Source organism: Delftia sp., from assembly GCF_059499305.1.
In genome coordinates this window covers 46,971-73,656 of the sequence record NZ_JCABYI010000002.1, presented here as the reverse complement: position 1 = coordinate 73,656, position 26,686 = coordinate 46,971, and the positions used below count along the sequence as shown (strand labels likewise).

Sequence of the window (26,686 nt, the reverse complement as noted above, 5' to 3'; positions counted from 1 at the left end):
AAATGAACGCCCGTGTGGACACCTCCGTGCTGAGCCATCTCAGCAACCGCCACCTCGACGCCCTTGAAGAGGAAACCATCTTCGTGCTGCGCGAAGTGGCCGCCGCCTTCGAGCGCCCCGCCCTGCTGTTTTCGGGCGGCAAGGACTCGCTGGTCATGCTGCGCTGCGCCGAAAAGGCCTTCGGCAAGGGCCGCATCCCCTACCCGCTGCTGATGATCGACACCGGCCACAACTTCCCGGAAGTGACCGATTTCCGCGACCTGCGCGCCAAGGAGCTCGGCGCCGAACTCATCGTGCGCAGCGTCGAGGACTCCATGGCACGCGGCACCGTGCGCCTGGCCCATCCGGGCGAAAGCCGCAACGTCCACCAGTCGGTGACGCTGCTGGAGGCCATCGATGAATTCCGCTTCGACGCCCTGATCGGCGGCGCGCGCCGCGACGAGGAAAAGGCCCGCGCCAAGGAACGCATCTTCAGCCACCGCGACAGCTTCGGCCAATGGCAGCCCAAGGCACAGCGCCCCGAACTGTGGACGCTGTTCAACACGCGTCTGGCCCCCGGCGAGCACTTCCGCGTGTTCCCCATCAGCAACTGGACCGAACTCGACGTGTGGCAATACATCGAGCGCGAGCAGATCGCCCTGCCCAGCATCTACTACACGCACAAGCGCGAAGTGGTGGAACGCCGCGGCCTGCTGGTGCCCGTGACCGAACTCACACCGCCGCGCGACGGCGAGGAAGTCGTGGTGCGCGACGTGCGCTTTCGCACCGTGGGCGACATCACCTGCACCTGCCCCGTGGAAAGCGATGCCGCCACGGCGGCCGACATCGTGCTCGAAACCCTGGCCGCCGATGTCAGCGAGCGCGGCGCCACGCGCATGGACGACAAGACCAGCGAAGCCTCCATGGAAAAGCGCAAGAAGGACGGATATTTCTGATGACCACCGCAAGCATTGCCGCCGGCGCAGCCGTTGCGGATTCCCCCGCCACCGAGGCCTCCAACGCCTCGGCCCTGCGCTTCATCACCTGCGGCTCCGTCGACGACGGCAAGAGCACGCTGATCGGCCGCCTGCTGGTGGACACGCGTGCCGTGCTCCAGGACCAGCTCGCCGGCGTTACCAAGAGCGGCGAGACCGACCTGGCGCTGCTGACCGACGGCCTGTCGGCCGAGCGCGAGCAGGGCATCACCATCGACGTGGCCTACCGCTACTTCGCCACCGAAAGCCGTAAGTTCATCATCGGCGACGCGCCGGGCCATGAGCAGTACACGCGCAACATGGTCACCGCCGCCAGCAGCGCCGACGCCGCCGTGGTGCTGGTCGATGCCACCAAGCTCGACTGGAAGAACCCGCAGCTCACCCTGCTGCCGCAGACGCGCCGCCACAGCCTGCTGGCCCACCTGCTGCGCGTGCATTCGCTGGTGTTTGCCGTCAACAAGCTCGACGCCGTCGAAGACCCGCAACTGGCCTTCGTCCACATCCGTGGCGCGCTGCAGCGCTTCACGGCCGAGGCCGGCATCGCCTCCGCGGCCACCGTGCCCGTCTCGGCCCTCAAGGGCTTCAACGTGGTCAACGCCGAGCCCGGCTGGGCCGGCTACGACGGTCCCAGCCTGCTGCAACTGCTGGAGCAGTTGCCCAACACGCCGACCGACACCGGCCTGGCGCTGGCCTTCCCCGTGCAGTGGGTGGAGAAATTCTCGTCCTCGGCCGATACCAGCCAGGGCCGCCGCGTGTTCTGGGGCCGCGTGGCCGCAGGCCGCGCACGCGTGGGCGACGCCGTGCAGATCCTGCCCAGCGGCCAGCAGGCCGTGATTGCCCAGGTGCTGGACCATGCCCGCGTTCCCGGCTCCATCGACGCGGGCCTGTCGGCCGGCATCACGCTGGACCGCGAGGTCGATGTCTCGCGCGGCGACTGGATCGTCGCCGCCCCGGTGGCTGCAGCGGTCACTGCCGATGACGACTTCGACGCCCCGCAAGCGGAGCCCGCATGGCCCAGCCAGCGCGAGCTGACCGCCACCGTGGCCTGGATGGACGAGCAGCCGCTGGTCCCCGGCCGCACCTACCTGGCGCTGCACGGCCACCGCTGGATCAAGGCCAAGGCCCGCCGCGTGGTGCACCGCCTGAACATCCACACGCTGGCCCAGGAAGAGGCCACCCAGCTGGAGCCCAACGCCATCGGCCGCGTGGAGCTGCTGCTGCAGGAAAGCATTCCCGCAGCGCCCTTCACCCAGGCCCGCCAGCTGGGTGCGCTGATCCTCGTGGACACGGCCAGCCACGCTACCGCAGGCGCTGCACTGCTGGATTGAGCAACTGGACAGTCCCGCTTCGCGAGCCGGCACATGCCGGCTCGTGGGCTTTCAGAAAACCGCAGCAGTCCGCGCCAGAATCTCTTGCATGTGCAGGACCGTGTTCCGAAAAATTCTAGAATCCCGGGTTGATACCGACATTCACACCGCAAATAAAAGACTCCCATGACTCACGTCGTCACCGAAAACTGCATCAAGTGCAAATACACAGATTGTGTGGATGTCTGCCCCGTGGACTGCTTCCGCGAAGGCCCCAACTTCCTCGTGATCGATCCTGACGAGTGCATCGATTGCGCCGTGTGCATTCCCGAATGCCCGGCCAATGCCATCTTTGCCGAGGAAGACGTCCCCGCCGACCAGCTCGCCTTCATCAAGCTCAATGCCGAGCTGTCGCTGGAAAAGGGCTGGAAGAGCATCACCAAGCGCAAGGCCTCGCTGCCCGACGCCGACGACTGGAACGGCAAGCCCGGCAAGCTGGACCAGCTCGAACGCTGAAGCCGCGCAGCCCATGCAAGACACCTCCGGCGCGCAACCGATCCAGACCGATGCCCTCGTCATAGGCGCAGGCCCGGCGGGCCTGTTCCAGGTGTTCCAGCTGGGGCTGCAAGGCATCCGCTGCCATGTCGTCGATGCCCTGCCCCATGTGGGCGGGCAGTGCGCGCAGCTGTACGGCGACAAGCCCATCTACGACATTCCCGGCATTCCGGTGTGCACGGGCCATGAACTGGTCCAGTTGCTGCAGCGGCAGGTCGCGCCCATGGACGCGCAACTGCACCTTTCCCAGCAGGTCGCCCAGCTGCAGCGCATGGACGATGGCCGCTGGCTGGCGCAGACCTCGCAAGGCCTTGAACTGCATGCGCGCAGCGTCTTCATTGCGGCTGGCGTGGGCGCCTTTGTGCCCAAGGCGCTGAAGGTGCCCGGCGTGGAGCGGCTGGCTGCCGGCCAGCTCCACTACCATCCCGCCGATCTGGAAATGGTGCGCGGCCGGACCGCCATCGTCCACGGTGGCGACGAAGAGGCCGTGGCCGCGGCCATTGCCTGCGCCGACAAGGCCCAGACCACCTGCCTGCTCTACCGCCGCGACGCCTTCCAGGCTTCGGCGCCGTTGCTGGAGCGCCTGCAGGAGCTGCGCGACAGCGGCGCCATCCGCGTGGTGATCGGCCAGATCACGCAACTGCATGCCGACTCAGGCCTGCTGCGTGCCGTGCAGTGGATGGATGGCGAAGGGCAGGAGCATGAACTGGCGGCGCAGCAACTGGTCGTCTGCCTGGGCATCTCCCCCCGCCTGGGCCCGGTCGCCGAATGGGGCCTGGCCATGGAGCGCAAGCAGCTGCTGGTGAACCCTGCAACCCAGGCCACCGATGCGCCAGGCATCTATGCGATCGGCGACATCGTCAGCTACCCGGGCAAGCACAAGCTGATCCTGTGCGGCTTCCACGAAGCCACCATGGCGGCCTTTGCCGCCGCCGAGTACCTGCAGGGCGAGAAACCGCTGCTGCAGTACACGACGACCAGCGCACGGCTGCACGCCATCCTCGGCGTTTCCCATCCGGACGCCTGAGCTTGGTGGTCGCCGCCCGGCGACCCTACAGTTCGGCGCGGCAGTGCCGATAAGGTGGGCAGCGTCCACTCATGCACATCAAGCCTATGGTTGCCACTCTAGAAGCCCCTCCCAGCACTGCCGTCGCGCCACCGGCCGATCCGCGCAGCTTCACCTTCCAGATGCCGCTGTTCCGCCCGGGCACGCAGGTCACACAGAACGGGAAGGCCGAGAAGGTCAGCCACGTCATACTGCGCCGCCGTGAACTGATGGTCTATCTGGTCGGCCATGAAGACCCCGTCAGGCCAGAGCGGCTGAGCATCGCACCCTCGATGTTCACCACACAGCGGCGCCCTGAAGCCTTGAGCTGGATTCTTTGACAGGAAACCGGGCCTGGGCCCGGTTTTTCATCGACGATCCTTCGAGACTCAGGCCTCGCCGCGCCCGGCCATCTTCTGGCCCAGGCGCACGGGCGCGGCATGTGTCCACTGCGCGTTGAAGCGCAGCCCTGCCGATGCGGGAAACAGCATGACGACGGTGGAGCCCAGCTGGAAGCGCCCCATTTCCTCGCCCTGGCCCAGGACGATGGACTGGTCGTCGTAGCGCCAGTCCTGGATGCGACCGGGCCGCGGCGGATTGACGATGCCGTGCCACACCGTTCCCATGCTGCCCACGATGGTGGCCCCCACCAGCACCAGCACCATGGGACCGTGGTCCGTATCGAAGACGCAGACCACGCGCTCGTTGCGCGCAAACAGGCCCGGCACGCCGCGCGCCGTGACCGGATTGACCGAGAACAGTTCGCCGGGCACATAAATCATCCGACGCAACCGGCCGGCACAGGGCATGTGGATGCGGTGGTAGTCGCGCGGGCTCAGGTAAATGGTGGCGAAATGCCCGTTGTCGAACTGCCGCGCCAGCTGCGCATCGCCACCGACCAGCGCCGTGGCGCTGTAGCTGTGCCCCTTGGCCTGGAAGATCTGCTCGCCCTCGATGGCGCCGATCTGGCTGATGGCGCCATCCACAGGACAGACCCAGTCAGCCGAAGCCAGCGGCCGCACACCGGGCTTGAGCGCCCGCGTGAAGAACTCGTTGAAGCTGGCATAGGCCGCAGGATCGGAATCGGCCGCCTCCGACATGTCCACGCCATAGCGTGCAATGAAGCGACGGATGACTGCCGTGGTCAGGTCACCCGCACGCGCCTGGGCCAGGCGCCCCATGACGGCAGTCAGCGCCTGCTTGGGCAAAAGATACTGGGAGAGAACGGCAAGTCGATCAGACATCGAGGTTTTGCTATAAAAGTAATAGAAGCTGTGGGCGGATTCTAGCCAACCCGCGACCATCGCCCCTCCTCGGCTACCGCGGCCTTCAACCCTGGCCGGACCGCCCCAAAGCCTCGCACACGTTTTTCGAGGCCATCTCATCACACGCGGATGACAAAAGCCTCGCCGTCCCAGCACGAATCCGACCTGTGTTTTGCGTACGATGGCCGCTTTGAACACCGCCCGCACGGCGACGAATACAACACTGTAGAATCAGGAAGTTTAGGTGTTGCCGGGCTTCGTCTTTGCGACACCGTTGTGACCTGGTCCTCTGTCCGGTCTGCGCCTTTTGCGCAGAACATCCACAGCCTTTTCAGCCTGACCACGTACCCCATGTTCTGTGGGCCAGGCAAGGTTTTCGTGGTTCCGACAAATGAGTGCCGCAACCGACCCAGACCTAAGAGATTGAACACATGGCCAAAGAAGAACTGATTGAAATGCAAGGCTCCGTCACGGAAGTCCTGCCTGACTCTCGCTTTCGTGTGACGCTGGAAAACGGACACCAGCTGATCGCCTACACCGGCGGCAAGATGCGCAAGCACCATATCCGCATCCTGGCTGGCGACAAGGTATCGCTAGAGATGTCGCCCTACGACCTCACCAAGGGCCGCATCACCTTCCGCCACCTGGCCAACCGTGGCCCCGGCCCTGGATCGCGTTGAACAGAAAATTCGCACATTGCGAAAATACCCATTTTTTTGACGCTACAATAGCGTTTTAGTCGGAGCGTAGCGCAGCCTGGTAGCGCATCTGCTTTGGGAGCAGAGGGTCGCGAGTTCGAATCCCGCCGCTCCGACCAAATGATTCAAGCCCCTGGTTCGAAAGAGCCAGGGGCTTTTGTCTAACAGAATCCAAAGCGTCCAACGCAGCGCCGCCAGCACGAGCCCTCGCTTCAGGCCAGCAAACCGACCACCGCGACGGTATGGCAGGCACTGCCGGCAACTACGAACAGGTGCCAGATGCCATGCGAATGGCGCATGCTCGAAAGGCTTCGGTAGAACACCGTTCCTGCCGAATAGAGCAGTCCGCCCGCGAGCAGCCAGGCCAGGGTCTGCGCACCGTGGCGCAAGGCCATCGGCACCGCGCCCCCTAAGCTGAGCCAGCCGAGGCTGATGTACAGGGACAGGCGCGGCGGCGAATCGAAACCAAGTGCACGTATCGCGCCCTGCAATGCGAGCGCCCATACACCGGCAAGCAAGGACCAAGCCCACAAGCCAGAGGGCGCCATCAAGGCAAAGGGCGTGTGACTGCCGGCAATCAGCAGGTAAATGCAGGCGTGGTCGACGCGCTGCCAAAAACGCTTGCGTGCCCCGGTGCAGCCATGAAAGAGGGCCGAGGCACCGAACAGCGCCGCCAGAGAGAGGCCAAACACCACAGAGCCCGCAATCTTGCGCGCATCGCCGCCGGCCACCGTTTCGCAGATGAGGCCCACACTGGCCACCACGCCCACGAGCAGGGCTGCCAGATGACTCCAGGTATTGAACCGCTCGCCGGGCTGGCACCAAACGCTCGTGCCGCTCGGCAAGCCTGCCTGCAAGTCTGGCATGAAGCCTCCTGTCGCATGACCAAGGAACGCCGGACGCCGTGCCCGGCTCCGCCACCTTACGGCTCAGACGTGACAGGGCAATGATTGCAACTCACACGCTGCAGCGCCGCCCGCCGGATACCCCACGACGCGCCGCGTCAAATTGCAACGCCAGGCCTTGAAACCATCCCCAAACCATCCATATGGATGTCATAAGGATGTTTCATGGCCGCAAACACAACCACCTCCAACCCTCGCGTGAGCGAATCCGAGAAGCTCACCATCAATCTGGGCTATGTCGACCTGGGCCAGATCGACCTGCTGGTCGCCGAAGGCTTCTACGCCAACCGCAGCGATTTCATCCGCACAGCGATACGCAATCACCTGCGCAGCCATGCGGACGCGGTGCAACAGGTCGTCGCCCGCAAGATGCTGGTCCTGGGGATGCAGCATTTCTCCCAGGCCGATCTCATGCGGGTGCAGGCTGCCGGGGAAAAGCTGCAGATCCGCGTGTTGGGCCTGGCCAGCATCGCGCAGGACGTGTCTGCGCAGCTTGCCGCCGAAACCATCGAATCCATCACGGTGCTGGGAGCGCTCCAGGCCAGCCCCGCCGTTCGTGCCGCTCTGGCCGGCCGCATTACCTGAGAACCATTCCATGAAACAGCTTTTTCAAGACATGCTGGGCGAGGCGACACGCCTGACGCGCACCGGCCATCTGCTGGAAGCCACCGAGCTGATTCAGCGCACGCTGCGAGGCCAAAGTGCGCCCACACCCCACGACAAGCCAGCCGCAACCAGTCATCGGGATGCAGGCTGGATCGTCGATGCCGAAGCCCGCTTCATCGACGATGCTCCCGAACTCGCCGTGCCTGCGGGCACATCGCAGGCAGGCACCTCCAGCGACGAGCAATGGCTGCTCGGCAGCTACTCTCACGGAGGCCGGCAGCTGGCCTATCGGCTGTACGTGCCGCCAGGCAGTGCCCTCGAAGCAGGACCTCGCCCGCTCATCCTCATGCTGCACGGCTGCACCCAAGGGCCGCAAGACTTCGCCGCCGGCACGCGCATGAATGACCAGGCGCGCAGCGCTGGCGTACTGGTGCTCTATCCCGAACAAACACAGCATGCAAACTCGCAAAAGTGCTGGAACTGGTTCAAGGCCCAGCACCAGCAACGGGGACGGGGCGAGCCCGCACTGCTGGCAGGCCTCACGCGCCAGGTGATGGCCGACCATGGAGCGGACGCATCGCGGGTCTATGTCGCCGGACTTTCGGCCGGAGGTGCAATGGCGGACATATTGGGACGCACCTATCCCGAGCTGTTCGCCGCCGTGGGCGTGCATTCGGGCCTGGCCGCCGGTGCCGCGTCCAATCTGCCCTCAGCCCTCGAGGCGATGCGAAGAGGCGCAGCATCTGGCTCGGCCAGCGGCCCCAGCGTGTGTCCAGTGATCGTGTTTCATGGTGACGCGGACACCACGGTGCATCACGACAACGGCGCGGCCGTCGTGCATGCTGCACGCAGCGCGCAAAGCCCCACAGGCGCACCTCGCGTCAGCCAGGGCCATGCGCCGAACCGCCAACGGTTCACCCGCTCTGCCTATATCGCAGCCGATGGCAGTACCGCCATCGAGCACTGGCAACTGCATGGCGCAGGCCACGCCTGGTCCGGCGGCAGCGCAGCGGGCAGCTACACCGCGCCGGGAGGAATCGACGCCAGCGCCGAGATGCTGCGCTTTTTCCTTTCGCACCAGCGTGCGCGCAACTGCTGATTCGGCGCCGCTGCTCGCATTCGCCAACCACATGATTTCAAAGGCTCACAAGGGTTAGGAATGGTTGCGCTTGGGCCTATTACTCCGGAAGAGCAGGCTCAGCAATAAATGGGCTGACCAGGACAGCAAAAGGGCCCCCAGGGCCCTTTTTTGCCTGCATGGAGTCAAGCTGCCTCGAAAGGCATGGGAAATCACCGCCAGATACAAGAGACAAGGCAGCCATATGAAATTCAACGATGGGTCGAAAGCTCTGCCAGATGAGATAAGCGCAGCCCTGACCATTTCGGAAGCTGGAATGCAAGAGCCTTGTCCATCCTTGTCCATGCTGGAGACCTTGATAAGTCCGGCTACGACTGCGAAGGATATGCAGTGAAAGCCAGGATTTCCTTGGAGGCCTGGCCTGCAGGCCCGCATGGCAGCAGATGCTGCGCAGTAATGCGCGGTGGACGCACTGCCAGCGCCAGCGGCATGGTCCGCGAGAGATACCTTTACCGCGCTCTTGCACATGTCCAGCTCGGTCTGGGAGACCTTCGGGCAAGACAGCGCTCAGTCGCACTTTCCCGGACAGCTGCCGGCCGATCGAAACCACACGGGGACCCACAAAAGAAAAGGCCCGCGACTGCGGGCCCTTGATCAGATTCAGATCTCGAAAGCGGTTCGGTCCGCTGCGTCCTTGATCCAGCCGGGAGGCTTGCCCCGGCCGGTCCATGTTGCGCCAGTGGACGGATCACGGTACTTGGCCACGCCTGTGCCAGCAGGAGACTTGCGCTTACCGGTAGCAAACACGTCTTCCTGGGTCAACTGGAACTGCTGGACCAGTTCACGGACCTTGGCGATGGCACCGCCTTTTTCGGCTTTGAGGACCTCGGCAATGCGAGCCTCGATCTCGGCCTTTTGCTGAAGGAGAGTCTTGTAATCAGATGTCATGGCTTTTTCTTTGGATGCATGCTAGCAAAAACGCATTCTATTCAAAAAATGCTCCGCACCCCAAGGCACACGCTTTCCACAGCCGTGTGCTGGGACAGAGAAGCCCTTCCGCGCGGCACGCCACACCCGTGGGCGAGGCTCCGTGGCCGACGCGGCGGCTGCCCAGATCGATCGCTGCCGCACCTCTGCACACTTGCGCACACCTGTGCGCGCCAAGGAGTCAGCCCCTTGGGCTGCAATGACTTGCCCTCGGCAGCCGCGATGTGGGGAGAGTTGCCCAGACACGTCAAAAGAAACGGTGCTCTCGCCTGCGGCGAGCGATGGCAAAAGCAAGAACGATTCACCACCCAAAGAGGAGCGGCGGATTGATGAGAAGTAAAGCAAATAGATCGGGACGCTTGACCCATCGCTCTTGGCATGGCGCAGGCTTCGAACGATGCAGCCCCCTCCGAAACCCTGTGGACTGTCTGGCAGCGTCCTTCATGCGCCGGCGCGACCTGATCTTTCACACGCCCGTCGCCCTGGCTGGCAAACCGACCGCAGATCGGCGTATGCGACTTTGGGAAATGGCAGCAGCCTCTGTGGAACCCGTTCCTACAGCCCTCCAGAATGCGCCAAGCCAGACTGGGACCTTTCCAATCAAGAAGGAATTCCCATGAATCCCAACATCCTCCAGCGCCGAACCTCTCTCGCCATCGTGATGGCCGCCGCACTTTTGGGCGCATGTGCCCAGTCCCAGCCCTCGCCCAACGCGCCGGTCACCGCCGTCATGGGCACGGTCGATCTGAGAGAGCCCATGCCGCTCCCGTCCGATGCCGTGCTGGTTGTGGAGCTGCAGGACACCTCTCGCGCCGATGCCGCAGCCCCCGTGATATCTCAGCAATCCGTGCGGCTTGAAGGCCTCAAGCCCCCGTTCAGCTACAAGCTGCCCGTGGAGCCCAATCGTCTCAATCCTGCGGCGCAATATACGGTGACCTCACGCATCACCCAGGGCAACCAGCTCATCTTCACCAATGACACCGTCCACCCGGTCCTGACCCGGGGAGCAGGCCCGAAGGCCGATATGGTGCTGGTGCGGGTTGCCCCCTGACCTTCCCTAAAAAGACAAAGCCCGCAGGACATTCCGGCGGGCTTTATAGCGCAGAGGGCACCAGGCGGCCATCAAGGCATGCCGTTGGCACCATGCGTGCGAAAGCCTGGGCGCTCGCAAAGCCGCTCATAGTACGCACGGACTGCGGGCAAGTCAGGGCGATCCATCGGGGCAGACAGCCAGCGGTGGGCAGACAGGCCCAGCACGATGTCGGCAAGGGTGAGTTGCGCGCCTGCAGCAAAGGCGCCTGTGCGCGACAGTTGCTCCTCCAGTATGCGCATGTGGCGATGCCAGTTCGCCATGCTGCTGGCCAGCAGCGCAGGATCCTGATGCTCCGGACTGTTTCTCACCAATCCCATGAAGGCATAGCGCCAGGAGTTGTTCAGTTCGGTCGCCTGCCAGTCCATCCATTGCTCGACGCGTGCGCGCTCTGCGGGTGCTGCAGGCAGCAGGTCATGCCGAGCCTGGCGCGCGGCAAGATAGCGGCAAATGGTGTTGGACTCCCACAGCACCAGCGCCCCATCAAGCAGCACGGGAACCATGGCATTCGGGTTGAGTGCAAGAAATCCCGGCTCCTGCGTTGACCGATGGCCCGAACCCCACTCTTCCTGTTCGAACGAGACTCCCAGCTCCACGCAAAGCCACAGCACCTTGCGCACATTGATGGACGATGACTTTCCCAGAATCCTGATCATTCGCAGCCTTCTTCGGTTTCTGTGATTTGCAATCCTGCATTGTCCCGTCCAATCCGATGAGGAATGCGGTCAGATTCCCACTGCTGCCGCATGATGCAGACATGCCTCTGGAACAGCCGTCATCCCGCCGAAACCACTCTGGCCCTTCTCCGACCGACACAGACCTGTGGACTGCATACATCGATGCAAGCGCACTGCCCAACCCGGGTCGCATGGCCTTGGGAGCCGTCATCACGGCGCCCGACGGAACACGGCAGCTTCTGTCCCAGGTCTGCCCCGACCAAGGCTGCAACAACGAAGCCGAGCTGCGGGCCTTGATGGCTGTGCTGCAGACCCTGCTAGGCCTGCAGGCTCGCCGGCTGGCCATCTTCACGGACAGCAGCGTCCTGGTAGAGCAGTTGGCGCCATCGCCCCGCCCCACCAGGCCCATCGTGCGGCTGGCCGACCTTTTCGATCAGGCCCGCGCCATGCTGGCCGAGTTCGAGCATGTGCAACTGCGCTGGATTCCTCGTCACCGCAACACCGAGGCCGACGCGCTGGCCAGAGCGGCCCTTTTGCAGCCGTGACCCTGCGCTTAGCCGCACTCAGGCGGACTGCTGCCTGTCCAGCCGCTTGAGGAACACACCAATCTCCTTGACGACCTGGGTATCTCCCTTTTCCTGCGCACAGGCCAACCCCGTGCTCCACGCCTGCCGAGCCCCCGAAGCATCGTCCAGCGCCAGCAATGCCCGGCCCAGAAGCTTCCATGCCACCGAATAGCCGGGATCGAGTTCAGTGGCGCGCTGCAGGTGCGAGTGCGCCACAGCAGGCGCATCGCCATCAAGATACGCCTTGCCCAACGTACAGCGCATCAAAGCCGAGTCCTTGCCGGACGCCAGGAGGCCCTCGAGCCTTTGCGTCATTTCGTTCATGGTTTCATCCTTTGGTGGCAATGCATGTTCTCGATCCAGCTGAAATTGCGGTCATGCTACAATCTCGCGGTTGTCTGCGCAGACAATGCTGTATCTCACGCCGGCGCGTCGTGCACTACGACGAAAAAAACAACGGTGACAGCCGCAGAGACGTTCTGCCGTAAAACGATGGTCGCGTAAGAGCCATCGTCCACATCACCCGCAAAAAGCCCGCTTTCAAGCGGGCTTTTTGCATTCCCACTGCCTGGCTGGTCTCACGATGGCGTGTGAAAAACAGGATTTACGACTCAGTTGCATGCAACTTCACCCGAGTTAGCTCCGTCAAGCACCTTGTTTCAATTTACACTTGACAACCAGGAAGGACCGGAGGCGCCAGACGCCAGCGCTCTCATTTCAAACTCTTACCATGTGTCCTTCCTGGATTGATCGCATGGAACGCTCCATTCAGCGCCCCGGCCGCCTCCGCAGCCGGGGCGTTTTTTCTTGACGACGATCGCTCAGGCGCCCTGGCAACAACCGAAACGGGCACAAAGGCAAGTTTTTTCTCAATTCCAGAGAAAAGCACAGGTTTATTTGAGAATGATTCTTGTTTGCGTATATGATTCAACCCATGCCGCAGCATTCATGGTGTTGCAGCAGTTCAGTTTCATCGTGGGGCGACTCGTCAGGCCAGTTCAGCCTGCAGTCGTTTTTGCCAGCCAGCGGTATGCCGGTTAGCCAGGCTCTTTTTTTAAAGCACGATCATTTCTGGATATTCAATGCATCAGTTGCATTGAGGCAGCGTCCACAGCAGGCGCTTTTTCTTCGCCTCAACACTGCCATCGCGCATCCATCGCGCACCGGCCTGCAACTGCACGCCAAATTTCTCTGAACTCCATCGCATCCAGGCAATGCCCTGACTGCAGATTTCCTTCGCGCAATGCAACAGGCCCGGCCCGCGCCAAGCGCAAGCCGGGCCTTTCCCGTTGCCGGATCAGGAGCCGCGACGGCGCAAACGGATGGCCAGCCCGCCCATCATCAGACTCAGCAGAGCCACAGCCCATTCGCTCAGTGAAGGAATCGCCGCTGGCGTGCCGCCGCCGACCGCCGCAGCAGGCACAACCAGTGCAGAGGGATCTTCCACCCGGCCGTTGGCCACCAGATCGTCATCACCCAGGCCACCATCGCGCAGCACGAAGGAGACGACGCGCCCCTGCAGCGTTGCCGGTATCCGATACCAGTGCTGCGTGGCGTTGTCGCTTGTGCGCCCCCACTTCCAGTACTCGGCACCGCTGGGCAGATCACTGGGATAGGTCAGCTTGACAGTCACGAGCGCACCCGCATCACAGCCATCGGTATTCAGCTTCAGCAGTCCGTGGGGCACCACAGCCCCCGGACGCGGTGTGCCAGGCGCCGCCATGACCTGAGGCGGCTCGGCCAGGCGGCAGTTGATACCGCCGCCGGCGACTTCGCCCGATACCGCCATCTGGCCCGACCCGGTGATGTTGAAGCGGTTGGCCTGGTCCACAGGACCTGCAGCAGCCGCCAGCAACGGATAGCTGGCAGTCACAGCCGCATGGACCCCATCGCTCACGCTCAGTTGCAAGCTGGCCGAACCGGCCACCGATACCAGATAGACGGCGGAGCGAAATTGCTCCGACACCTGAGCGGGGCTGCCGCGCAACTGTATGCCCGGCTGCGCGGCATCGGCGTCTTCGAGTCCAAGCACCTGCCCGTTGCTGGCAACAATGGACAGCGTCACGACAGGGCTGTCGGCATCTGCCACCTGCACATCGGCCAGATCGGCCGCCTGGCCAACCACCACGGATTGCGCATTGGCGGGCAAGCCACTGAGCGATGGCGCCTGCCCACCGAAATTCAGACCCAGCAAAATCGGATTGTGGTCGCTGGAACGATAGGCCGTCGGCGCATAGAAGCTGGCCTGCTGGTCCAGCGACTTGTACTCGAGGTTGTAGTCCAGGACTTCAGGCTCCTCGGCATTGATGGCCCACTTGACCGCGCGCCCCACGCTCGGCTGCAGGCTGGCACTTACCAGCACATGGTCCAGCGAGCCCCACATTCCATCGAACGCATAGGACAGGCCCTGAGACACCTTGGCGTAGCCGCCATCCTCCAGCGCCTTGATGGGGTCCTCCTTCGAGTACGCATTGAAATCCCCGACCAGCACCACATGCGGGCTGGTCGTGCCTGTGGGCCGGGTTGCCAGCCAACTGCTCAGTTGCTCGGACGTCTTCACACGCGCGGCGTTGTTGGCGCCCTGGCCGTCAAGCGCGTCTGCATTGCCCGGGCTGCTGAGCACACTGCCCTTGGATTTGAAGTGATTCACCACCAGCGTGAACTGCTCCGTGCTGCCGCCTACCGCAAAAGTCTGTGCAATCGGTACGCGTGCGCCGCCTACGCCTGGGTTGAAGGCGTCGTAGGTGGTGACGCTGGGTGCCGCTGCGCTGCCCACCGGCGTGACACGATCGCTGCGATAGAGGATGGCAACGGTGATCGCATCCGTGCCAGCACCCGCCACCGTACCTGAAGCCTCGCTGAAAGGCGCCTTGACCACCGCATACACTGCGCCGGCAGGCTTGTCCGCACTCGCGTTCAAGGCGTCGGCCAGATCCTGGATGGCGCTGCCCGGGCCAAAGCCGTTGTTCTGCACCTCCATCAGGCCATACACATCGGCGCCCAGCCCCAGCAGATTGGCCACGATCTTGGCGCGCTGCCTGTCCAGCTCGGCAATGCTGTTGGCACCACGAATGCCCTGCTGATTGCCCAGGGGCGTGCTGAACATCACCTGGGAAGAGCCGCTGGTGGCGCCCGTCAGGTTGAAGAAATTGAGCACGTTGGCCGAGGCAATCTTGAGCGATACCGCCCCCACAGCCTGCTGCAACTGAGCAGCCGAGGGACGCGCCGCCCCCGAGAACTGCGGCGTCTGCGTAGGCTGTACGCGGTAGCTGGTCAGATATGGCTCGCTGGCAGCTGCATCCGAGAACTGATCGAGCACGCCGATGACACGGTCCACGCCATCGCCGGCACGCAGCGTGTTGGAGGCCGACAGAGACTGTCCGCCGCGGCCCGGCACAGAGGCGGGATTCTGTGCGCCCGAGCGATCATCCAGAATGATCTGGCTGCGCTGCAATGTCTGCACATAGGCGGCATAGCCCGTCACGCTGGGCGCATTGAGTTCGGTGTACTGCGCCAGCGGCGCGTCGGCAGACAGCGTGACATTGCCGTAGCGGCCCAGCGTGCGGTTGTCGCTCACCACCAGCTTGCCGCCCGCAGTGGCGGACGCGACCTCCACACGCATCCCCTCCAGACGCTCCCACTGCCCCATGTCGCTGACAGGCAGCGTGACGCGCACGGGCTCCGGCAAGGCGGCCGCGCCACGGACCACGAAGTCCGTGACGGCGCTGAGCTGGGTCTGGTTGCGAAACTCGCTCACCGAGGCGGAGACCTGCACCAGCTTGCCTACAGTGCCCTCATCCACCCCGGGATTCGCATTGCCGTAATAGACGAAGACGCCCTCCGAGGTGGCAGCATCGCCATCGGAATCCGCCTCCTCCTCCTGCACGAAGAAGCCACTCAACCCTGGCATATAGGCCGTTACCACGGCGCTCACTGTCACCTTCTGCCCCACCAGGGGAGACTGGTCGCCGGAACCCTGGAGTGCAGAAATTCTGGTGATGGGCGGCTCGTCCCCCGTCGTGAAGCCCAGCGCCGTGCCGGTCCACACATTGCCCGAGGTATCCAACACCGGCTCGCCCACGGGAACTAGGCTGTAGGACGTATTGACCGCCAGCCGCACACCCGCGTTGAGCGTGATGGTCGAGCCACTGAATTTCACCTTCGCCGCATCGCCAGCCTGCAGCATTGCCACCACGGTGCTGCCCTGGCGCAGTTCGAAGCTGCCGCTACCGGGTTTCACCGCCTCATCAAAGCTCAGCTTGATTTCGGGATTCAGCGCCACCCCGGTTGCCGCCGCAGCAGGAATGGTGGCCTGCACAGTGGGTGGCGTGGTATCGGGCAGTGCCAGGGCGATGGAGACATCGTCAACGGCTAGGCCGTGATCGTTGCCCACATCATTGAGCTCGATCCAACGCAGCCACAACGTGGCGCCTGGCGCCCAGCCCAGACCGCGCAGATCGCCGCCCACATCATTCACCCGTCCGGCCACATTGCCATCCACCGGGGCGGCAGTACCGGTAGCGATCGGCGATTTCCAATTGAAATTCGCACCGGCAGGCAGCCATTCAGGCACATCGGCAAAGGTCGCGCCCATGCCGTACTCCAGCTCCATGGGCTGCTCGGAGGTGTTGCCGCCATTGCGCCATTGCTCGCCACTGAATCGCAGGCTGATGCCATCCACCGCGCCGCCCGTGTCATTGCGCATCGCCAGCGCAATCCAGCCAGCCACGGCACCCTGGGAGGGGCTGCCAAAGTAAGCTCCACCCGATGCCACGCCACCCAATGCACGGTCCGCATCCAGCCCCAGGCTGTAGAAGCTGCCGGCATTGGACGCGCCATTGCCTGCCGCATATGCAGTGATGCCCGCCAGGTTCCTGTTGAAGAGAAACCAGCCCGGCAGGGTGCTGTCATTGGCCCAGGCCAGCCCCGTCCCGGACGCGGCCAGGGTGTCGAAATTCTGCGCATAGGTGCCGGTGAAAGGAACCTGCGCCCATACGCCGGCGGAGGCCGAAAGAAGCAGGCCTGCACCATACAGACGCCAACGATGGCGCTGCAGCGGCGGACTCATCGGATTGGCCGGGTTGAATACAAACGGAATCAGCGTGCGGGCAATGGACATGGATGTGCAATAAAAAAATAATGCGCATCCCCCCGTGGTTGCGCAACTTTCGGTTTATCGCGCATGGACATGACCAGCCTGTGACTCGGCGGATGCTCCCGCGTCCTACGCGCAGACTGGCCGCTCACCCATCTACCACTCCCCACACGGCATGCATCATTGCACCCAGTTTCTGAATCGTTTCATTGCCGGCCCTGGGGCATTTCCTCCTCCCTCCCTCTCATTCCCCCAGGAAGCCTTCAAAAAGGCACCGGCTCTTTCTTCCCAGGCCAGCGCAAGCCGCTGGCCTTTTTCTTGGGCGCGCCTCGTCGCCACAACCATCCTCGTCACCCGTCTTGAACGCGCCACGTCGCTGGTGGCTTTTCGTGCGTCCGCACACTCCCACACTCTTTTTCTTACTCATAACTTACAAAAAATTCATTCCCGTGATATACACGCGCATCTCCCACTGAAAATCATCATCGCCATGACATCCGACTACAGGGCCCTGCTGCAACAAAAAGCCGATCTTGAGAAAAAGATCGACGCTCTGATCAAGCACGCAAGAACGGATGCGATCACTGAAGCAAAGGCCATGGTGCAGCAATATGGCCTGACGAAAGAGGATGTCTTCCCCTCCGCCAGGATCAAACCTCGCCAGACCGGACAGCGCAGCGTGGGCGAACCCAAATTCCGCAACCCCGAAACCGGCGCAACCTGGACAGGCCGCGGAAAGCCGCCCAAGTGGATAGAAGGCAAGGACCGCGCAAGCCTCGCCATCTGATCGCCAGCCATATTCAGGCGCGATGCCATACCATGTGCTTCCATCACCAGGAGGAAGCACACATGAGCAAACAGAACTCGGACACGCTGTTGGCTGCAGAACTGGCCGACCACTTCATAGAAGTCATTTTGTCGACCAAGCCCGAACTGCTGGTGTCGGGCATCGGCGGAGTGGCAGACCTGAACCATATACAGCATGGAGCCAAGGCCCTGGCACATTTCCGCCTGACGCTGATCCAGGAACTGTCCCAGCAGCCCATGCCCGACATGAACAGCCACTGAGGAGGGCGCGAGGCAACGAACAGGCAAGAAAAAACCGCCACACACTGAGGTCTTCAGTGTGTGGCGGTGTCTTGGATGGTGGAGCTGGCGGGAATTGAACCCGCGTCCGCAAGCCTTCGCCGGGCAGATCTACATGTTTAGCGTTCTGTTTTGAGTCTCGCCTCCCGAGTCGCGCAGGCGCACGCTACCCGGGATGCCAGCTTCCTTGGATCTTGCCACGTACTAAGAAGCCCAGCACGCAGCCAGCTGATGTGAATTCCCTTGCAGCCGGGAGGTATTGCTACCCCCTTGCCCAGCCCATCAGCGTGCTGTTGCAAGGCTCACCGGATTTAAGCGGCGAGTGCGAAACGTTCGTCGTTTGCAGTTAGTTTTTTGAATGGAGATTTACGAGCGTCAATCAAGCTCGACATGCACCACACCGGTCCCGAACCCACGTCGAAACCAGGACAGCCCCAAGGCTCCTATCTTAGCCTCTTTCCAGCAGTTTCAAGAGCTCCAGCGGAGAATTGATTTGGGCATCCGCCTGCCAGTGCAGCGTATCGCCGGCTGCGCCAAGGTAGCCGTAGCAAGCCGCCACGGTCTTCATGCCTGCGGCCTTGCCTGCAACGATGTCGCGCTCGTCGTCACCGACATAGACAAAACTCTCGGGAGGAAGGCCGATACGCGCGGCAGCCTCCAGCAAGGGTGCAGGATGGGGCTTTGCGTGGGGCGTGGTGTCGCCGCTGACGACGGCTGACGCAGTTGCGAACAGCGGCATCTGTTGCGTCAGCGGATCGGTAAAGCGCATGGACTTGTTCGTGACCACGCCCCAGGGCATGGACACAGCCTGGAGTCGTGCAATCAGTTCCTCGACACCCTCGAACGCATAGGTGCGCTCTGTCATGCATTGCTCGTAGTTGCGGAAGAACTCCTCGCGCATCTGCGCAAACTCGGGCGAGTCGGGCGTGAGCCCGAACCCCACCCCCAGCATGCCCCGCGCCCCCGCGCCCGCCATGGGTCGATATCGCTCATAGGGAATTGAAGGCATACCCCGATCCGTACGCATCCTGTCTGCGGCTGCGCCCAGGTCTGGTGCACTGTCGATCAAGGTGCCGTCCAGATCGAACAGCACGGCTCGGACTTCTTTCCACATGCGGCTTACCCTTCGGCCCGGCGCGTGGCCAGCATGTAGTTCACAGATGTGTCTGCACTGAGCCAGTAGCGCCCTGTGATGGGGTTGTGCTGCAGGCCCTTGCTGGCCTGCAGATCAAGGCCAGCCTGACGGGCGAACATGGCGAGTTCGCTGGGCTGGATCAGTTTCGCGTACTCATGCGTTCCCTTGGGAATCATCTTGAGCAGGTACTCTGCCGCGACGATGGCCAGACCGAAGGCCTTTGCACTGCGGTTGATCGTGGAGAAGAACACCCAGCCGCCAGGCTTGACCAGCTCAGCACAGGCCGACACCACGGAGGCGGGATCGGGCACATGCTCCAGCATCTCCATGCAGGTCACCACATCAAAGGAACCAGGCTGCTCCTGTGCCAGACGCTCCACACTGACTTCGTGGTAGTGGATGTTGGGCGTACCCGTCTCCAGTGCATGCAGCTGGGCCACGCGCAATGCCTTGGTGGCCAGATCGATGCCAACCACTTCGCGCGCACCCTTGCGCGCCATGGAGTCGGCAAGGATGCCGCCGCCACACCCGACATCCAGAATTCTGCGCCCCTTCAAGGGAACTTGCGCATCGATCCAGTCCAGCCGCAGCGGATTGATCTGATGCAGGGGTTTGAACTCACTTTCCGGGTCCCACCAGCGATGGGCCAGGCTGGAGAATTTCTCCAGCTCCGCCGGGTCGGCGTTGAGGTTGATTGCGTTGCTCATGGCGTCGATTGTCGGCGATTGCGGCGACCGTTCAGCCATAAAAAAAGCCCCGTTGCCGGGGCTTTTGCGAGAAGCAATCGAAAGATTACTGGGCGGCGCGGGTGCCGACCACTTCGATTTCCACGCGACGGTTCTTCGCGCGGCCTTCCTTGGTCTTGTTGTCGGCGATAGGCTGCTTTTCGCCCTTGCCTTCGGTGTAGACGCGGTTCTTTTCGATGCCCTTGGACACCAGGTAAGCCTTCACGGCTTCAGCGCGGCGAACCGACAGCTTCTGGTTGTAGGCGTCAGAGCCAACGGAGTCGGTGTGACCCACGGCGATGACCACTTCCAGGTTGATGCCCTTGACCTTGGAGGCCAGGTCGTCCAGCTTGGCCTTGCCTTCGGGCTTCAGAACCGACTTGTCGAAGTCGAAGAAAGCGTCGGCAGAGAAGGTCACCTTGGAGGCCACGGCCGGAGCGGGTGCCGGAGCGGGTGCGGGAGTTGCCGGAGCGGGCGTTGCGGCGGGAGCCACAGCGGCGGCCACAGGCTTCAGAGCGCCGTCGCAGTCAGCAGCTGCAGTGGCGGGCGTCCAGTTGGCATCGCGCCAGCACAGTTCGTTCGTGCCGTTCTTCCACACCAGTTCGCTGGTGCCGTTTTGCCAGTTGTCGATGGTCTTGCCACCGTCAGCAGCCTTCACTTGTGCGCCAGCGGCCGTTGCGAGGGCGGCAGAGGCAAACAACATCGCCACTTTGTTCAGTTTCTTCATGGTTCTCCTCTTGGGGAAAAAGCCGCAGCAGGGCTGCGAATCTGTGGACGTCATCAGTGACCATCACCAAAAACGTTGAATTGATTGTGCCATACGTCACATGCAGACGGACCGCCAAGCGGGGGCCAACAAGTAGGACAGCGGCGGAATTCCAGGGTTATGTTGCTCGGCTGCTACACGTCATTCGACCTAAAATGGGCCTTTTCCCGCCGTCAGAGTATCGCCACACATGACCCAGTTTGCTAAAGAAACCCTGCCCATCAGCCTCGAAGAGGAGATGCGTCGCAGCTATCTCGATTACGCAATGAGCGTGATCGTGGGCCGGGCGCTGCCCGATGCGCGAGATGGTCTCAAGCCTGTGCATCGGCGCGTGCTTTTTGCCATGCACGAGCTCAACAACGACTGGAACCGGCCGTACAAGAAGTCGGCGCGTATCGTCGGCGATGTGATAGGTAAATACCACCCGCACGGCGACAGTGCGGTGTACGACACCATCGTGCGCATGGCGCAGGATTTCTCGCTGCGCCACATGCTGGTGGACGGTCAGGGCAACTTCGGTTCGGTGGACGGGGACAGCGCGGCGGCGATGCGTTACACCGAAATCCGCCTGTCCAAGATTGCCCATGAAATGCTGGGCGATATCGACAAGGAAACGGTCGATTACGGCCCGAACTACGACGGCAGCGAGCGCGAGCCGCTGGTGCTGCCTGCGCGGCTGCCCAATCTGCTGGTCAACGGTTCCTCGGGCATTGCCGTGGGCATGGCCACCAATATTCCACCGCACAACCTCAACGAGGTGGTGGACGCCTGCCTGCACCTGCTGCAGACGCCCCAGGCCACCATCGACGAGCTGATGGAGATCATCCCCGCGCCCGACTTCCCGACGGCCGGCATCATCTATGGCATCAACGGTGTCAAGGAGGGCTATCGCACGGGTCGCGGACGCGTGGTGATGCGTGCCAAGTGCCACTTCGAGGACATCGACCGCGGCCAGCGCCAGGCCATCATCGTCGATGAGCTGCCCTACCAGGTCAACAAGAAGACGCTGCAGGAGCGCATGGCCGAGCTGGTGCACGAAAAGAAGATCGAGGGCATCAGCCACATCCAGGACGAGTCCGACAAGTCGGGCATGCGCCTGGTGATCGAGCTCAAGCGCGGCGAAGTGCCCGAGGTCGTGCTCAACAACCTGTACAAGCTGACCCAGCTGCAAGACACCTTCGGCATGAACATGGTGGCGCTGGTCGATGGCCAGCCCAAGCTGTGCAATCTGAAGGATCTGGTCGAGGTCTTCCTGCAGCACCGCCGCGAAGTGGTCACGCGCCGCACGGTCTATGAACTGCGCAAGGCGCGCGAGCGCGGCCATGTGCTGGAAGGCCTGGCGGTCGCGCTGGCCAACATCGACGACTTCATCGCCATCATCCGCAACGCGCCCACGCCACCTGTGGCCAAGGCCGAGCTGATGACGCGCAACTGGGACAGCAAGCTGGTGCGCGAGATGCTGACGCGCACCCGTACCGATGGCGGCGTGGTCAATGCCGACGACTACCGCCCCGATGGCCTGGAGCGCGAATTCGGCATGCAGGCCGATGGCCTGTACCGCCTGTCCGAGACCCAGGCCCAGGAAATCCTGCAGATGCGCCTGCAGCGCCTGACCGGCCTGGAGCAGGACAAGATCGTCGCCGAGTACAAGGACGTGATGTCCGTCATCGAGGACCTGCTGGACATCCTGTCCAAGCCCGAGCGCGTGTCGGCCATCATTGGCGACGAGCTCAAGCAGATCAAGGCCGAGTTCGGACAGAGCAAGGTCGGCGCCCGCCGCAGCACGGTCGAGTACAGCGCGCAGGACCTGTCCACCGAGGACCTGATCACGCCCACCGACATGGTGGTCACGCTCAGCCACACGGGCTACATCAAGAGCCAGCCGCTGTCCGAGTACCGCTCGCAAAAGCGCGGCGGGCGCGGCAAGCAGGCCACGGCCACCAAGGAAGACGACTGGATCGACCAGCTGTTCATCGCCAACACGCACGACTACCTGCTGTGCTTTTCCAACCGCGGCCGCCTGTACTGGCTCAAGGTCTGGGAAGTGCCGGCGGGCTCGCGCGGTTCGCGTGGCCGCCCCATCGTCAACATGTTCCCTCTGCAGGATGGCGAGAAGATCAACGTGGTGCTGCCGCTGACGGGCGAGTACCGCAGCTTCCCGGCCGACCACTATGTGTTCATGTCCACCAGCATGGGCACCGTGAAGAAGACGGCGCTGGACGAGTTCTCCAACCCGCGCAAGGCCGGCATCATCGCCGTGGGCCTGGACGAGGGCGATTTCCTGATCGGCGCAGCCCTCACCGACGGCAAGCATGACGTGATGCTGTTCAGCGACGGCGGCAAGGCCGTTCGATTCGACGAAAACGACGTGCGCCCCATGGGCCGCAATGCGCGTGGCGTCAAGGGCATGACCCTGGAAGAGGGCCAGAGCGTGATCGCGATGCTGGTGGCCGAGGACGAATCGCAAAGCGTGCTCACGGCCACGGAAAACGGCTACGGCAAGCGCACGTCCATCGTCGAGTACACGCGCCATGGCCGAGGCACCAAGGGCATGATTGCCATCCAGCAGTCCGAGCGCAACGGCAAGGTGGTCGCCGCCACCCTGGTCCACGCCGATGACGAAATCATGCTGATCACCGACACTGGCGTGCTGGTGCGTACCCGGGTCTCGGAAATCCGCGAGCTGGGCCGAGCCACCCAGGGCGTGACGCTGATCTCGCTGGACGAAGGCGCCAAGCTGGGCGGCCTGCAGCGCATCGTCGAAAACGATGCCAACGAAGTCGAGGGCGAGGAAGCCCCGGGCGGCGACGAAGCCGCTGCCGAAGGCACGGGCGAGCCCGCCTGATGACCCGGCCGCCGCTGGGGCTGCCTCCCACACCGGGAGTGCAGCCGTAGCGGCGGCCCAGATTTTTGACAGTTGCAGGCCCCGCCCGAACTGGCGCCTGCGCGTGACTTGACAGTGAACTCCATGAACCGCCCTTACAACTTCTCCGCCGGCCCTGCCGCCATTCCCGCCGAAGTGCTGCAGCAGGCAGCCGCCGAAATGCTCGACTGGCACGGGTCCGGCATGAGCGTGATGGAGATGAGCCACCGCGGCAAGGAGTTCATCTCCATCTACGAACAGGCCGAGGCCGATCTGCGCGAGCTGCTGGCCGTGCCGCCCGAATTCAAGATTCTGTTCATGCAGGGCGGCGGCCTGGCCGAGAACGCCATCGTTCCGCTGAACCTGTCGCGCGCCGGCACGGTGGACTTCGTGCTCAGCGGCAGCTGGAGCCAGAAGTCGGCCAAGGAAGCACGCAAGTACGTAGCCGATGCACACATCGCAGCCAGCGGCGAGGACAGCCAATTCACCACCCTGCCCGCCTCTGAAAGCTGGCAACTGAGCCGTGGCGCCAGCTACGTGCACATCTGCAGCAACGAAACCATCCATGGCGTGGAGTTCCAGGAACTGCCCGACCTGAAGGCGCTGGGCTGCGATGCTCCGCTGGTGGTGGATTTCTCCTCGCACGTGGCCTCGCGCCCCGTCGATTGGAGCCGCGTGGGCCTGGCGTTCGGCGGTGCGCAAAAGAACCTGGGCCCGGCCGGCCTGACCCTGGTCATCGTGCGTGAGGACCTGCTGGGCCACGCCCTGCCCGCCTGCCCTTCGGCCTTCGACTACAAGACCGTGGCCGACAACCAGTCGATGTACAACACGCCGCCCACCTGGGGCATCTACATCGCGGGCCTGACCTTCCAGTGGATCAAGCGCCAGACCGAAGGCGGCCTGACCGGCGTGGCGGCCCTGCAGGCGCGCAATATCGCCAAGGCCGACCTGTTCTACCAGTACGTGGACCAGTCCTCGTTCTACGTGAACAAGGTCGCTGCCAATTGCCGCTCGCGCATGAACATCCCTTTCTTCCTGCGCGACGAGTCGCGCAATGACGCCTTCCTGGCCGGAGCCCGGGAACGCGGCCTGCTGCAGCTCAAGGGCCACAAGTCCGTCGGCGGCATGCGTGCCAGCATCTACAACGCCATGCCCATCGCTGGCGTGCAGGCGCTGGTGGAGTACATGCGCGAATTCGAACAGCGCAACGCCTGACCGACCACACCCCTTCCATGAGCACCCCACCCCAAGCCTCTCCCGATCTGGCGCATCTGCGCGTGCAGATCGACGATATCGACCAGCAACTGCTGGATCTGCTGAACCGACGCGCCCGCGTGGCCGAGCAGGTCGGCGAGGTCAAGAAGCGTGAAGGCACGCCCTTCTTCCGCCCTGACCGCGTGGCCCAGGTCATCCAGAAGATCGAGTCCGCCAACCCCGGCCCGCTCAAGAACGCCCATGTCTCGGCCATCTGGCGCGAGATCATGTCGGCCTGCCTGGCGCTGGAGTCACCCCAGCGCGTGGCCGTGCTGGGCCCGGCGGGCACGTTCTGCGAGGAAGCGGCCATCCAGTATTTCGGCGGCGCGGCCGACCTGATGTACTGCAACAGCTTCGACGAGGTGTTCCACGCCACGGCCGCGGGCAGCGCGCAGTACGGAGTGGTGGGCGTGGAGAACTCCAACGAAGGCGTGGTCACGCGCTCGCTGGACATGTTCCTGCATACGCCCTGCCACGTGGTGGGAGAGGTCAGCCTGCTGGTGCGCCACAACCTGCTGCGCAGCACCAACACGACCGAAGGCATCAAGGTGGTTGCGGCTCACCCCCAGGCCCTGGCCCAATGTCAGGGCTGGCTGTCCAAGCATCTGCCGCATGCCGAACGCCGCCCGGTGTCCAGCAACGCCGAAGGCGCCCGCCTGGCGGCGCTGCACCCCGATATCGCCGGCCTGGCCAGCGAACGCGCGGCCCAGCAATTCGGCCTGCACGTGGTGGCGCATGCCATTCAGGACGATGCCTACAACCGCACGCGCTTCGCCGTCATCTGCCTGCCGCACACGCTGGCGACGCCCGCACCCAGCGGGCAGGATTGCACCAGCATCATCATCTCCGTGCCCAACCGTCCCGGCGCCGTGCATGACCTGCTGGTACCGCTCAAGCGGCACGGCGTCTCCATGACGCGCTTCGAATCGCGCCCCGCACGCACGGGCCAGTGGGAGTACTACTTCTACATCGACCTCGAAGGTCACCCGGCCCAGCCCAACGTGGCCAGCGCGCTGCAGGAGCTGCGTGAGCTGTGCGCCTTCTACAAGGTGCTGGGCACCTATCCGGTCTCCAAGTGATGCAGCCGTTCGAACAACTGGGGTTGATCGGCTGCGGCCTCATGGGCGGCTCGTTCGCGCTGGCGCTCAAGCAGGCCGGGCTGGTCAAGCGTGTCGTGGGCTACAGCAAATCCCCGTCCACCACCGAGCGCGCACGCCAGATGGGCGTCATCGATGTGGAGGCACCCTCGGCCCTGCTGGCCGCCGCCGGCGCAGACCTGGTGCTGCTGGCGGTGCCCGTGGCGGCTACCGAGGCCACGCTCAAGTCCATCAAGCACCTGGTCACGCCCGGGATGATGATCATGGACGTGGGCTCCACCAAGGTCGATGTGGTGCATGCCGCCCGCTCGGCATTGCGCGACCAGCTCGGCTCCTTCGTGCCGGCCCATCCCATTGCGGGCAAGGAAGTCTCGGGCGTCGAGCATTCCGACCCCCAGCTGTACAAGGGCGCACAGGTCATCCTGACGCCCACGGAACGCACACTGACCGAGCACCTGCAAAAGGCCCAGTCCCTGTGGGAGCTGCTGGGCTGCCGCGTGCGCGCCATGTCGCCAGAAGCCCACGACAGCGCCTTTGCCACGGTCAGCCACCTGCCGCATCTGCTGGCCTTCGCCATGATGCAAAGCGTGATCACCCAGCCCGATTCCGATGAGGTGCTGTCCCTGGCCGGCCCCGGCTTCCGTGACTTCACGCGCATTGCAGCAGGCGACCCCAAGATGTGGCGCGATGTGCTGCTGGCCAACAGCGAACAGGTGCTGGCGCAGTCGCGCCAGTTCCAGCAGGCGCTGCAGCAACTCGAATGCCTGATCCAGGCCGGCGACGGCCAAGGCCTGGAAGACCACCTGACCCTGGCCAGCGCGGCGCGTGCCCACTGGCGCATGGGCGTACCGCGCCGCTGACGCGCAACGCCGGCCGCGCTCCAAGCGCCCCCAAGCGCATCTGTGGATTGCG

General features: G+C 63.5%; 26 protein-coding genes, 1 tRNA gene and 1 other RNA gene. 18 read left to right on the top strand and 10 right to left on the bottom strand.

Annotated features, from left to right (window positions below):
* The first annotated feature begins 2 nt into the window (after window positions 1–2).
* The 5 genes from cysD (at window position 3) to AC5I49_RS01250 (ending at window position 4,222) form a co-directional block, all read left to right on the top strand.
* Window positions 3–935 (top strand): sulfate adenylyltransferase subunit CysD, encoded by a 933-nt coding sequence (gene cysD, locus AC5I49_RS01270; RefSeq protein ID WP_016448348.1) that lies wholly within the window; start codon window positions 3–5, stop codon window positions 933–935.
* On the top strand, window positions 935–2,302 hold the full coding sequence (locus tag AC5I49_RS01265; RefSeq protein ID WP_160854612.1) for a sulfate adenylyltransferase subunit 1: 1,368 nt from the start codon (window positions 935–937) through the stop codon (window positions 2,300–2,302). The genes cysD and AC5I49_RS01265 overlap by 1 nt, the downstream gene beginning before the upstream one ends.
* A gap of 165 nt (window positions 2,303–2,467) precedes the next feature.
* Entirely contained in the window at window positions 2,468–2,797 is a 330-nt protein-coding gene (gene fdxA / locus AC5I49_RS01260; RefSeq protein ID WP_012206456.1) for a ferredoxin FdxA, read from the top strand.
* Window positions 2,798–2,810: 13 nt separating this feature from the next.
* A complete protein-coding gene (locus tag AC5I49_RS01255; protein ID WP_047326844.1) occupies window positions 2,811–3,863 on the top strand; it encodes an NAD(P)/FAD-dependent oxidoreductase in 1,053 nt (350 codons plus the stop codon).
* Between the two features lie 86 nt (window positions 3,864–3,949).
* A complete protein-coding gene (locus tag AC5I49_RS01250) occupies window positions 3,950–4,222 on the top strand; it encodes a hypothetical protein (RefSeq protein ID WP_227468472.1) in 273 nt (90 codons plus the stop codon).
* Window positions 4,223–4,270: 48 nt separating this feature from the next.
* Here AC5I49_RS01250 and asd read toward each other — a convergent pair whose 3' ends face one another.
* Window positions 4,271–5,125 (bottom strand): archaetidylserine decarboxylase, encoded by an 855-nt coding sequence (gene asd / locus AC5I49_RS01245; protein WP_026062786.1) that lies wholly within the window; start codon window positions 5,123–5,125, stop codon window positions 4,271–4,273.
* 452 nt (window positions 5,126–5,577) lie between these two features.
* Between asd and infA the strand changes: the two genes are divergently transcribed.
* On the top strand, window positions 5,578–5,826 hold the full coding sequence (infA, locus tag AC5I49_RS01240; RefSeq protein WP_012206460.1) for a translation initiation factor IF-1: 249 nt from the start codon (window positions 5,578–5,580) through the stop codon (window positions 5,824–5,826).
* Between the two features lie 60 nt (window positions 5,827–5,886).
* Window positions 5,887–5,963: transfer RNA gene (locus AC5I49_RS01235), tRNA-Pro, on the top strand.
* A 93-nt stretch (window positions 5,964–6,056) separates the two neighbouring features.
* On the opposite strand, the gene trhA is transcribed toward AC5I49_RS01235, so the two are convergent.
* The gene (gene trhA, locus AC5I49_RS01230) at window positions 6,057–6,710 is read right to left on the bottom strand and encodes a PAQR family membrane homeostasis protein TrhA (protein WP_052151651.1); all 654 of its coding nucleotides are present in this window, start codon (window positions 6,708–6,710) and stop codon (window positions 6,057–6,059) included.
* Between the two features lie 204 nt (window positions 6,711–6,914).
* Between trhA and AC5I49_RS01225 the strand changes: the two genes are divergently transcribed.
* Window positions 6,915–7,334: a CopG family transcriptional regulator gene (locus tag AC5I49_RS01225; protein ID WP_126312026.1), complete on the top strand. Its 420-nt coding sequence runs from the start codon at window positions 6,915–6,917 to the stop codon at window positions 7,332–7,334.
* Window positions 7,335–7,344: 10 nt separating this feature from the next.
* Window positions 7,345–8,454 (top strand): extracellular catalytic domain type 1 short-chain-length polyhydroxyalkanoate depolymerase, encoded by a 1,110-nt coding sequence (locus AC5I49_RS01220; RefSeq protein ID WP_026062785.1) that lies wholly within the window; start codon window positions 7,345–7,347, stop codon window positions 8,452–8,454.
* A 639-nt stretch (window positions 8,455–9,093) separates the two neighbouring features.
* Here the strand turns inward: AC5I49_RS01220 and AC5I49_RS01215 are convergent.
* Window positions 9,094–9,381 carry an H-NS histone family protein gene (locus AC5I49_RS01215; protein ID WP_016449500.1) on the bottom strand — a complete coding sequence of 96 codons (288 nt, stop codon included), beginning with the start codon at window positions 9,379–9,381 and terminating at the stop codon, window positions 9,094–9,096.
* A gap of 655 nt (window positions 9,382–10,036) precedes the next feature.
* Between AC5I49_RS01215 and AC5I49_RS01210 the strand changes: the two genes are divergently transcribed.
* The gene (locus AC5I49_RS01210; RefSeq protein ID WP_016449501.1) at window positions 10,037–10,471 is read left to right on the top strand and encodes a YbaY family lipoprotein; all 435 of its coding nucleotides are present in this window, start codon (window positions 10,037–10,039) and stop codon (window positions 10,469–10,471) included.
* Between the two features lie 71 nt (window positions 10,472–10,542).
* On the opposite strand, the gene AC5I49_RS01205 is transcribed toward AC5I49_RS01210, so the two are convergent.
* Window positions 10,543–11,166, bottom strand: a complete 624-nt coding sequence (locus AC5I49_RS01205; RefSeq protein ID WP_016449502.1) for a glutathione S-transferase family protein — start codon at window positions 11,164–11,166, stop codon at window positions 10,543–10,545.
* Between the two features lie 101 nt (window positions 11,167–11,267).
* On the opposite strand from AC5I49_RS01205, the gene AC5I49_RS01200 reads away from it, so the two are divergent.
* A complete protein-coding gene (locus tag AC5I49_RS01200) occupies window positions 11,268–11,732 on the top strand; it encodes a ribonuclease HI family protein (protein WP_074931549.1) in 465 nt (154 codons plus the stop codon).
* Between the two features lie 18 nt (window positions 11,733–11,750).
* On the opposite strand, the gene AC5I49_RS01195 is transcribed toward AC5I49_RS01200, so the two are convergent.
* A complete protein-coding gene (locus AC5I49_RS01195) occupies window positions 11,751–12,077 on the bottom strand; it encodes a tetratricopeptide repeat protein (RefSeq protein WP_495788719.1) in 327 nt (108 codons plus the stop codon).
* Between the two features lie 610 nt (window positions 12,078–12,687).
* On the opposite strand from AC5I49_RS01195, the gene AC5I49_RS01190 reads away from it, so the two are divergent.
* Window positions 12,688–12,948: a hypothetical protein gene (locus AC5I49_RS01190; protein ID WP_126312024.1), complete on the top strand. Its 261-nt coding sequence runs from the start codon at window positions 12,688–12,690 to the stop codon at window positions 12,946–12,948.
* 102 nt (window positions 12,949–13,050) lie between these two features.
* Here AC5I49_RS01190 and AC5I49_RS01185 read toward each other — a convergent pair whose 3' ends face one another.
* Window positions 13,051–16,872 carry an ExeM/NucH family extracellular endonuclease gene (locus tag AC5I49_RS01185; RefSeq protein ID WP_209802855.1) on the bottom strand — a complete coding sequence of 1,274 codons (3,822 nt, stop codon included), beginning with the start codon at window positions 16,870–16,872 and terminating at the stop codon, window positions 13,051–13,053.
* A 466-nt stretch (window positions 16,873–17,338) separates the two neighbouring features.
* On the opposite strand from AC5I49_RS01185, the gene AC5I49_RS01180 reads away from it, so the two are divergent.
* Together AC5I49_RS01180 and AC5I49_RS01175 are read left to right on the top strand one after the other, a co-directional pair.
* A complete protein-coding gene (locus AC5I49_RS01180; RefSeq protein ID WP_034364579.1) occupies window positions 17,339–17,635 on the top strand; it encodes an H-NS histone family protein in 297 nt (98 codons plus the stop codon).
* Window positions 17,636–17,697: 62 nt separating this feature from the next.
* Window positions 17,698–17,916 (top strand): hypothetical protein, encoded by a 219-nt coding sequence (locus AC5I49_RS01175; protein WP_016453327.1) that lies wholly within the window; start codon window positions 17,698–17,700, stop codon window positions 17,914–17,916.
* A 76-nt stretch (window positions 17,917–17,992) separates the two neighbouring features.
* Here AC5I49_RS01175 and ssrA read toward each other — a convergent pair.
* The 4 genes from ssrA to ompA form a co-directional block, all read right to left on the bottom strand.
* Window positions 17,993–18,370, bottom strand: a transfer-messenger RNA (tmRNA) gene (gene ssrA / locus AC5I49_RS01170).
* 12 nt (window positions 18,371–18,382) lie between these two features.
* On the bottom strand, window positions 18,383–19,048 hold the full coding sequence (locus AC5I49_RS01165) for an HAD-IA family hydrolase (protein WP_016449508.1): 666 nt from the start codon (window positions 19,046–19,048) through the stop codon (window positions 18,383–18,385).
* A 5-nt stretch (window positions 19,049–19,053) separates the two neighbouring features.
* The gene (gene ubiG, locus AC5I49_RS01160; RefSeq protein WP_017406940.1) at window positions 19,054–19,776 is read right to left on the bottom strand and encodes a bifunctional 2-polyprenyl-6-hydroxyphenol methylase/3-demethylubiquinol 3-O-methyltransferase UbiG; all 723 of its coding nucleotides are present in this window, start codon (window positions 19,774–19,776) and stop codon (window positions 19,054–19,056) included.
* Window positions 19,777–19,861: 85 nt separating this feature from the next.
* Window positions 19,862–20,521: an outer membrane protein OmpA gene (gene ompA / locus AC5I49_RS01155; protein ID WP_016449510.1), complete on the bottom strand. Its 660-nt coding sequence runs from the start codon at window positions 20,519–20,521 to the stop codon at window positions 19,862–19,864.
* Between the two features lie 229 nt (window positions 20,522–20,750).
* Here ompA and gyrA point away from each other — a divergent pair, with 229 nt between their 5' ends.
* The 4 genes from gyrA (at window position 20,751) to AC5I49_RS01135 (ending at window position 26,634) form a co-directional block, all read left to right on the top strand.
* Window positions 20,751–23,405 carry a DNA gyrase subunit A gene (gene gyrA, locus AC5I49_RS01150; RefSeq protein WP_495788718.1) on the top strand — a complete coding sequence of 885 codons (2,655 nt, stop codon included), beginning with the start codon at window positions 20,751–20,753 and terminating at the stop codon, window positions 23,403–23,405.
* A 123-nt stretch (window positions 23,406–23,528) separates the two neighbouring features.
* Window positions 23,529–24,638: a 3-phosphoserine/phosphohydroxythreonine transaminase gene (gene serC / locus AC5I49_RS01145; protein ID WP_495788717.1), complete on the top strand. Its 1,110-nt coding sequence runs from the start codon at window positions 23,529–23,531 to the stop codon at window positions 24,636–24,638.
* A gap of 17 nt (window positions 24,639–24,655) precedes the next feature.
* Window positions 24,656–25,756 carry a prephenate dehydratase gene (pheA, locus tag AC5I49_RS01140; RefSeq protein WP_016454364.1) on the top strand — a complete coding sequence of 367 codons (1,101 nt, stop codon included), beginning with the start codon at window positions 24,656–24,658 and terminating at the stop codon, window positions 25,754–25,756.
* Entirely contained in the window at window positions 25,756–26,634 is an 879-nt protein-coding gene (locus AC5I49_RS01135; protein ID WP_016449514.1) for a prephenate dehydrogenase, read from the top strand. Before pheA ends, AC5I49_RS01135 begins: the two co-directional genes overlap by 1 nt.
* Window positions 26,635–26,686: the final 52 nt, after the last annotated feature.

Bases quoted from the DNA above. Each gene is read 5' to 3' on its own strand.
- cysD (WP_016448348.1), top strand. From the start codon at position 3: ATGAACGCCCGTGTGGACACCTCCGTGCTGAGCCATCTCAGCAACCGC.
- AC5I49_RS01265 (WP_160854612.1), top strand. From the start codon at position 935: ATGACCACCGCAAGCATTGCCGCCGGCGCAGCCGTTGCGGATTCCCCC.
- fdxA (WP_012206456.1), top strand. From the start codon at position 2,468: ATGACTCACGTCGTCACCGAAAACTGCATCAAGTGCAAATACACAGAT.
- AC5I49_RS01255 (WP_047326844.1), top strand. From the start codon at position 2,811: ATGCAAGACACCTCCGGCGCGCAACCGATCCAGACCGATGCCCTCGTC.
- AC5I49_RS01250 (WP_227468472.1), top strand. From the start codon at position 3,950: ATGGTTGCCACTCTAGAAGCCCCTCCCAGCACTGCCGTCGCGCCACCG.
- asd (WP_026062786.1), bottom strand. From the start codon at position 5,125: ATGTCTGATCGACTTGCCGTTCTCTCCCAGTATCTTTTGCCCAAGCAG.
- infA (WP_012206460.1), top strand. From the start codon at position 5,578: ATGGCCAAAGAAGAACTGATTGAAATGCAAGGCTCCGTCACGGAAGTC.
- trhA (WP_052151651.1), bottom strand. From the start codon at position 6,710: ATGCCAGACTTGCAGGCAGGCTTGCCGAGCGGCACGAGCGTTTGGTGC.
- AC5I49_RS01225 (WP_126312026.1), top strand. From the start codon at position 6,915: ATGGCCGCAAACACAACCACCTCCAACCCTCGCGTGAGCGAATCCGAG.
- AC5I49_RS01220 (WP_026062785.1), top strand. From the start codon at position 7,345: ATGAAACAGCTTTTTCAAGACATGCTGGGCGAGGCGACACGCCTGACG.
- AC5I49_RS01215 (WP_016449500.1), bottom strand. From the start codon at position 9,381: ATGACATCTGATTACAAGACTCTCCTTCAGCAAAAGGCCGAGATCGAG.
- AC5I49_RS01210 (WP_016449501.1), top strand. From the start codon at position 10,037: ATGAATCCCAACATCCTCCAGCGCCGAACCTCTCTCGCCATCGTGATG.
- AC5I49_RS01205 (WP_016449502.1), bottom strand. From the start codon at position 11,166: ATGATCAGGATTCTGGGAAAGTCATCGTCCATCAATGTGCGCAAGGTG.
- AC5I49_RS01200 (WP_074931549.1), top strand. From the start codon at position 11,268: ATGCCTCTGGAACAGCCGTCATCCCGCCGAAACCACTCTGGCCCTTCT.
- AC5I49_RS01195 (WP_495788719.1), bottom strand. From the start codon at position 12,077: ATGAACGAAATGACGCAAAGGCTCGAGGGCCTCCTGGCGTCCGGCAAG.
- AC5I49_RS01190 (WP_126312024.1), top strand. From the start codon at position 12,688: ATGCCGCAGCATTCATGGTGTTGCAGCAGTTCAGTTTCATCGTGGGGC.
- AC5I49_RS01185 (WP_209802855.1), bottom strand. From the start codon at position 16,872: ATGTCCATTGCCCGCACGCTGATTCCGTTTGTATTCAACCCGGCCAAT.
- AC5I49_RS01180 (WP_034364579.1), top strand. From the start codon at position 17,339: ATGACATCCGACTACAGGGCCCTGCTGCAACAAAAAGCCGATCTTGAG.
- AC5I49_RS01175 (WP_016453327.1), top strand. From the start codon at position 17,698: ATGAGCAAACAGAACTCGGACACGCTGTTGGCTGCAGAACTGGCCGAC.
- AC5I49_RS01165 (WP_016449508.1), bottom strand. From the start codon at position 19,048: ATGTGGAAAGAAGTCCGAGCCGTGCTGTTCGATCTGGACGGCACCTTG.
- ubiG (WP_017406940.1), bottom strand. From the start codon at position 19,776: ATGAGCAACGCAATCAACCTCAACGCCGACCCGGCGGAGCTGGAGAAA.
- ompA (WP_016449510.1), bottom strand. From the start codon at position 20,521: ATGAAGAAACTGAACAAAGTGGCGATGTTGTTTGCCTCTGCCGCCCTC.
- gyrA (WP_495788718.1), top strand. From the start codon at position 20,751: ATGACCCAGTTTGCTAAAGAAACCCTGCCCATCAGCCTCGAAGAGGAG.
- serC (WP_495788717.1), top strand. From the start codon at position 23,529: ATGAACCGCCCTTACAACTTCTCCGCCGGCCCTGCCGCCATTCCCGCC.
- pheA (WP_016454364.1), top strand. From the start codon at position 24,656: ATGAGCACCCCACCCCAAGCCTCTCCCGATCTGGCGCATCTGCGCGTG.
- AC5I49_RS01135 (WP_016449514.1), top strand. From the start codon at position 25,756: ATGCAGCCGTTCGAACAACTGGGGTTGATCGGCTGCGGCCTCATGGGC.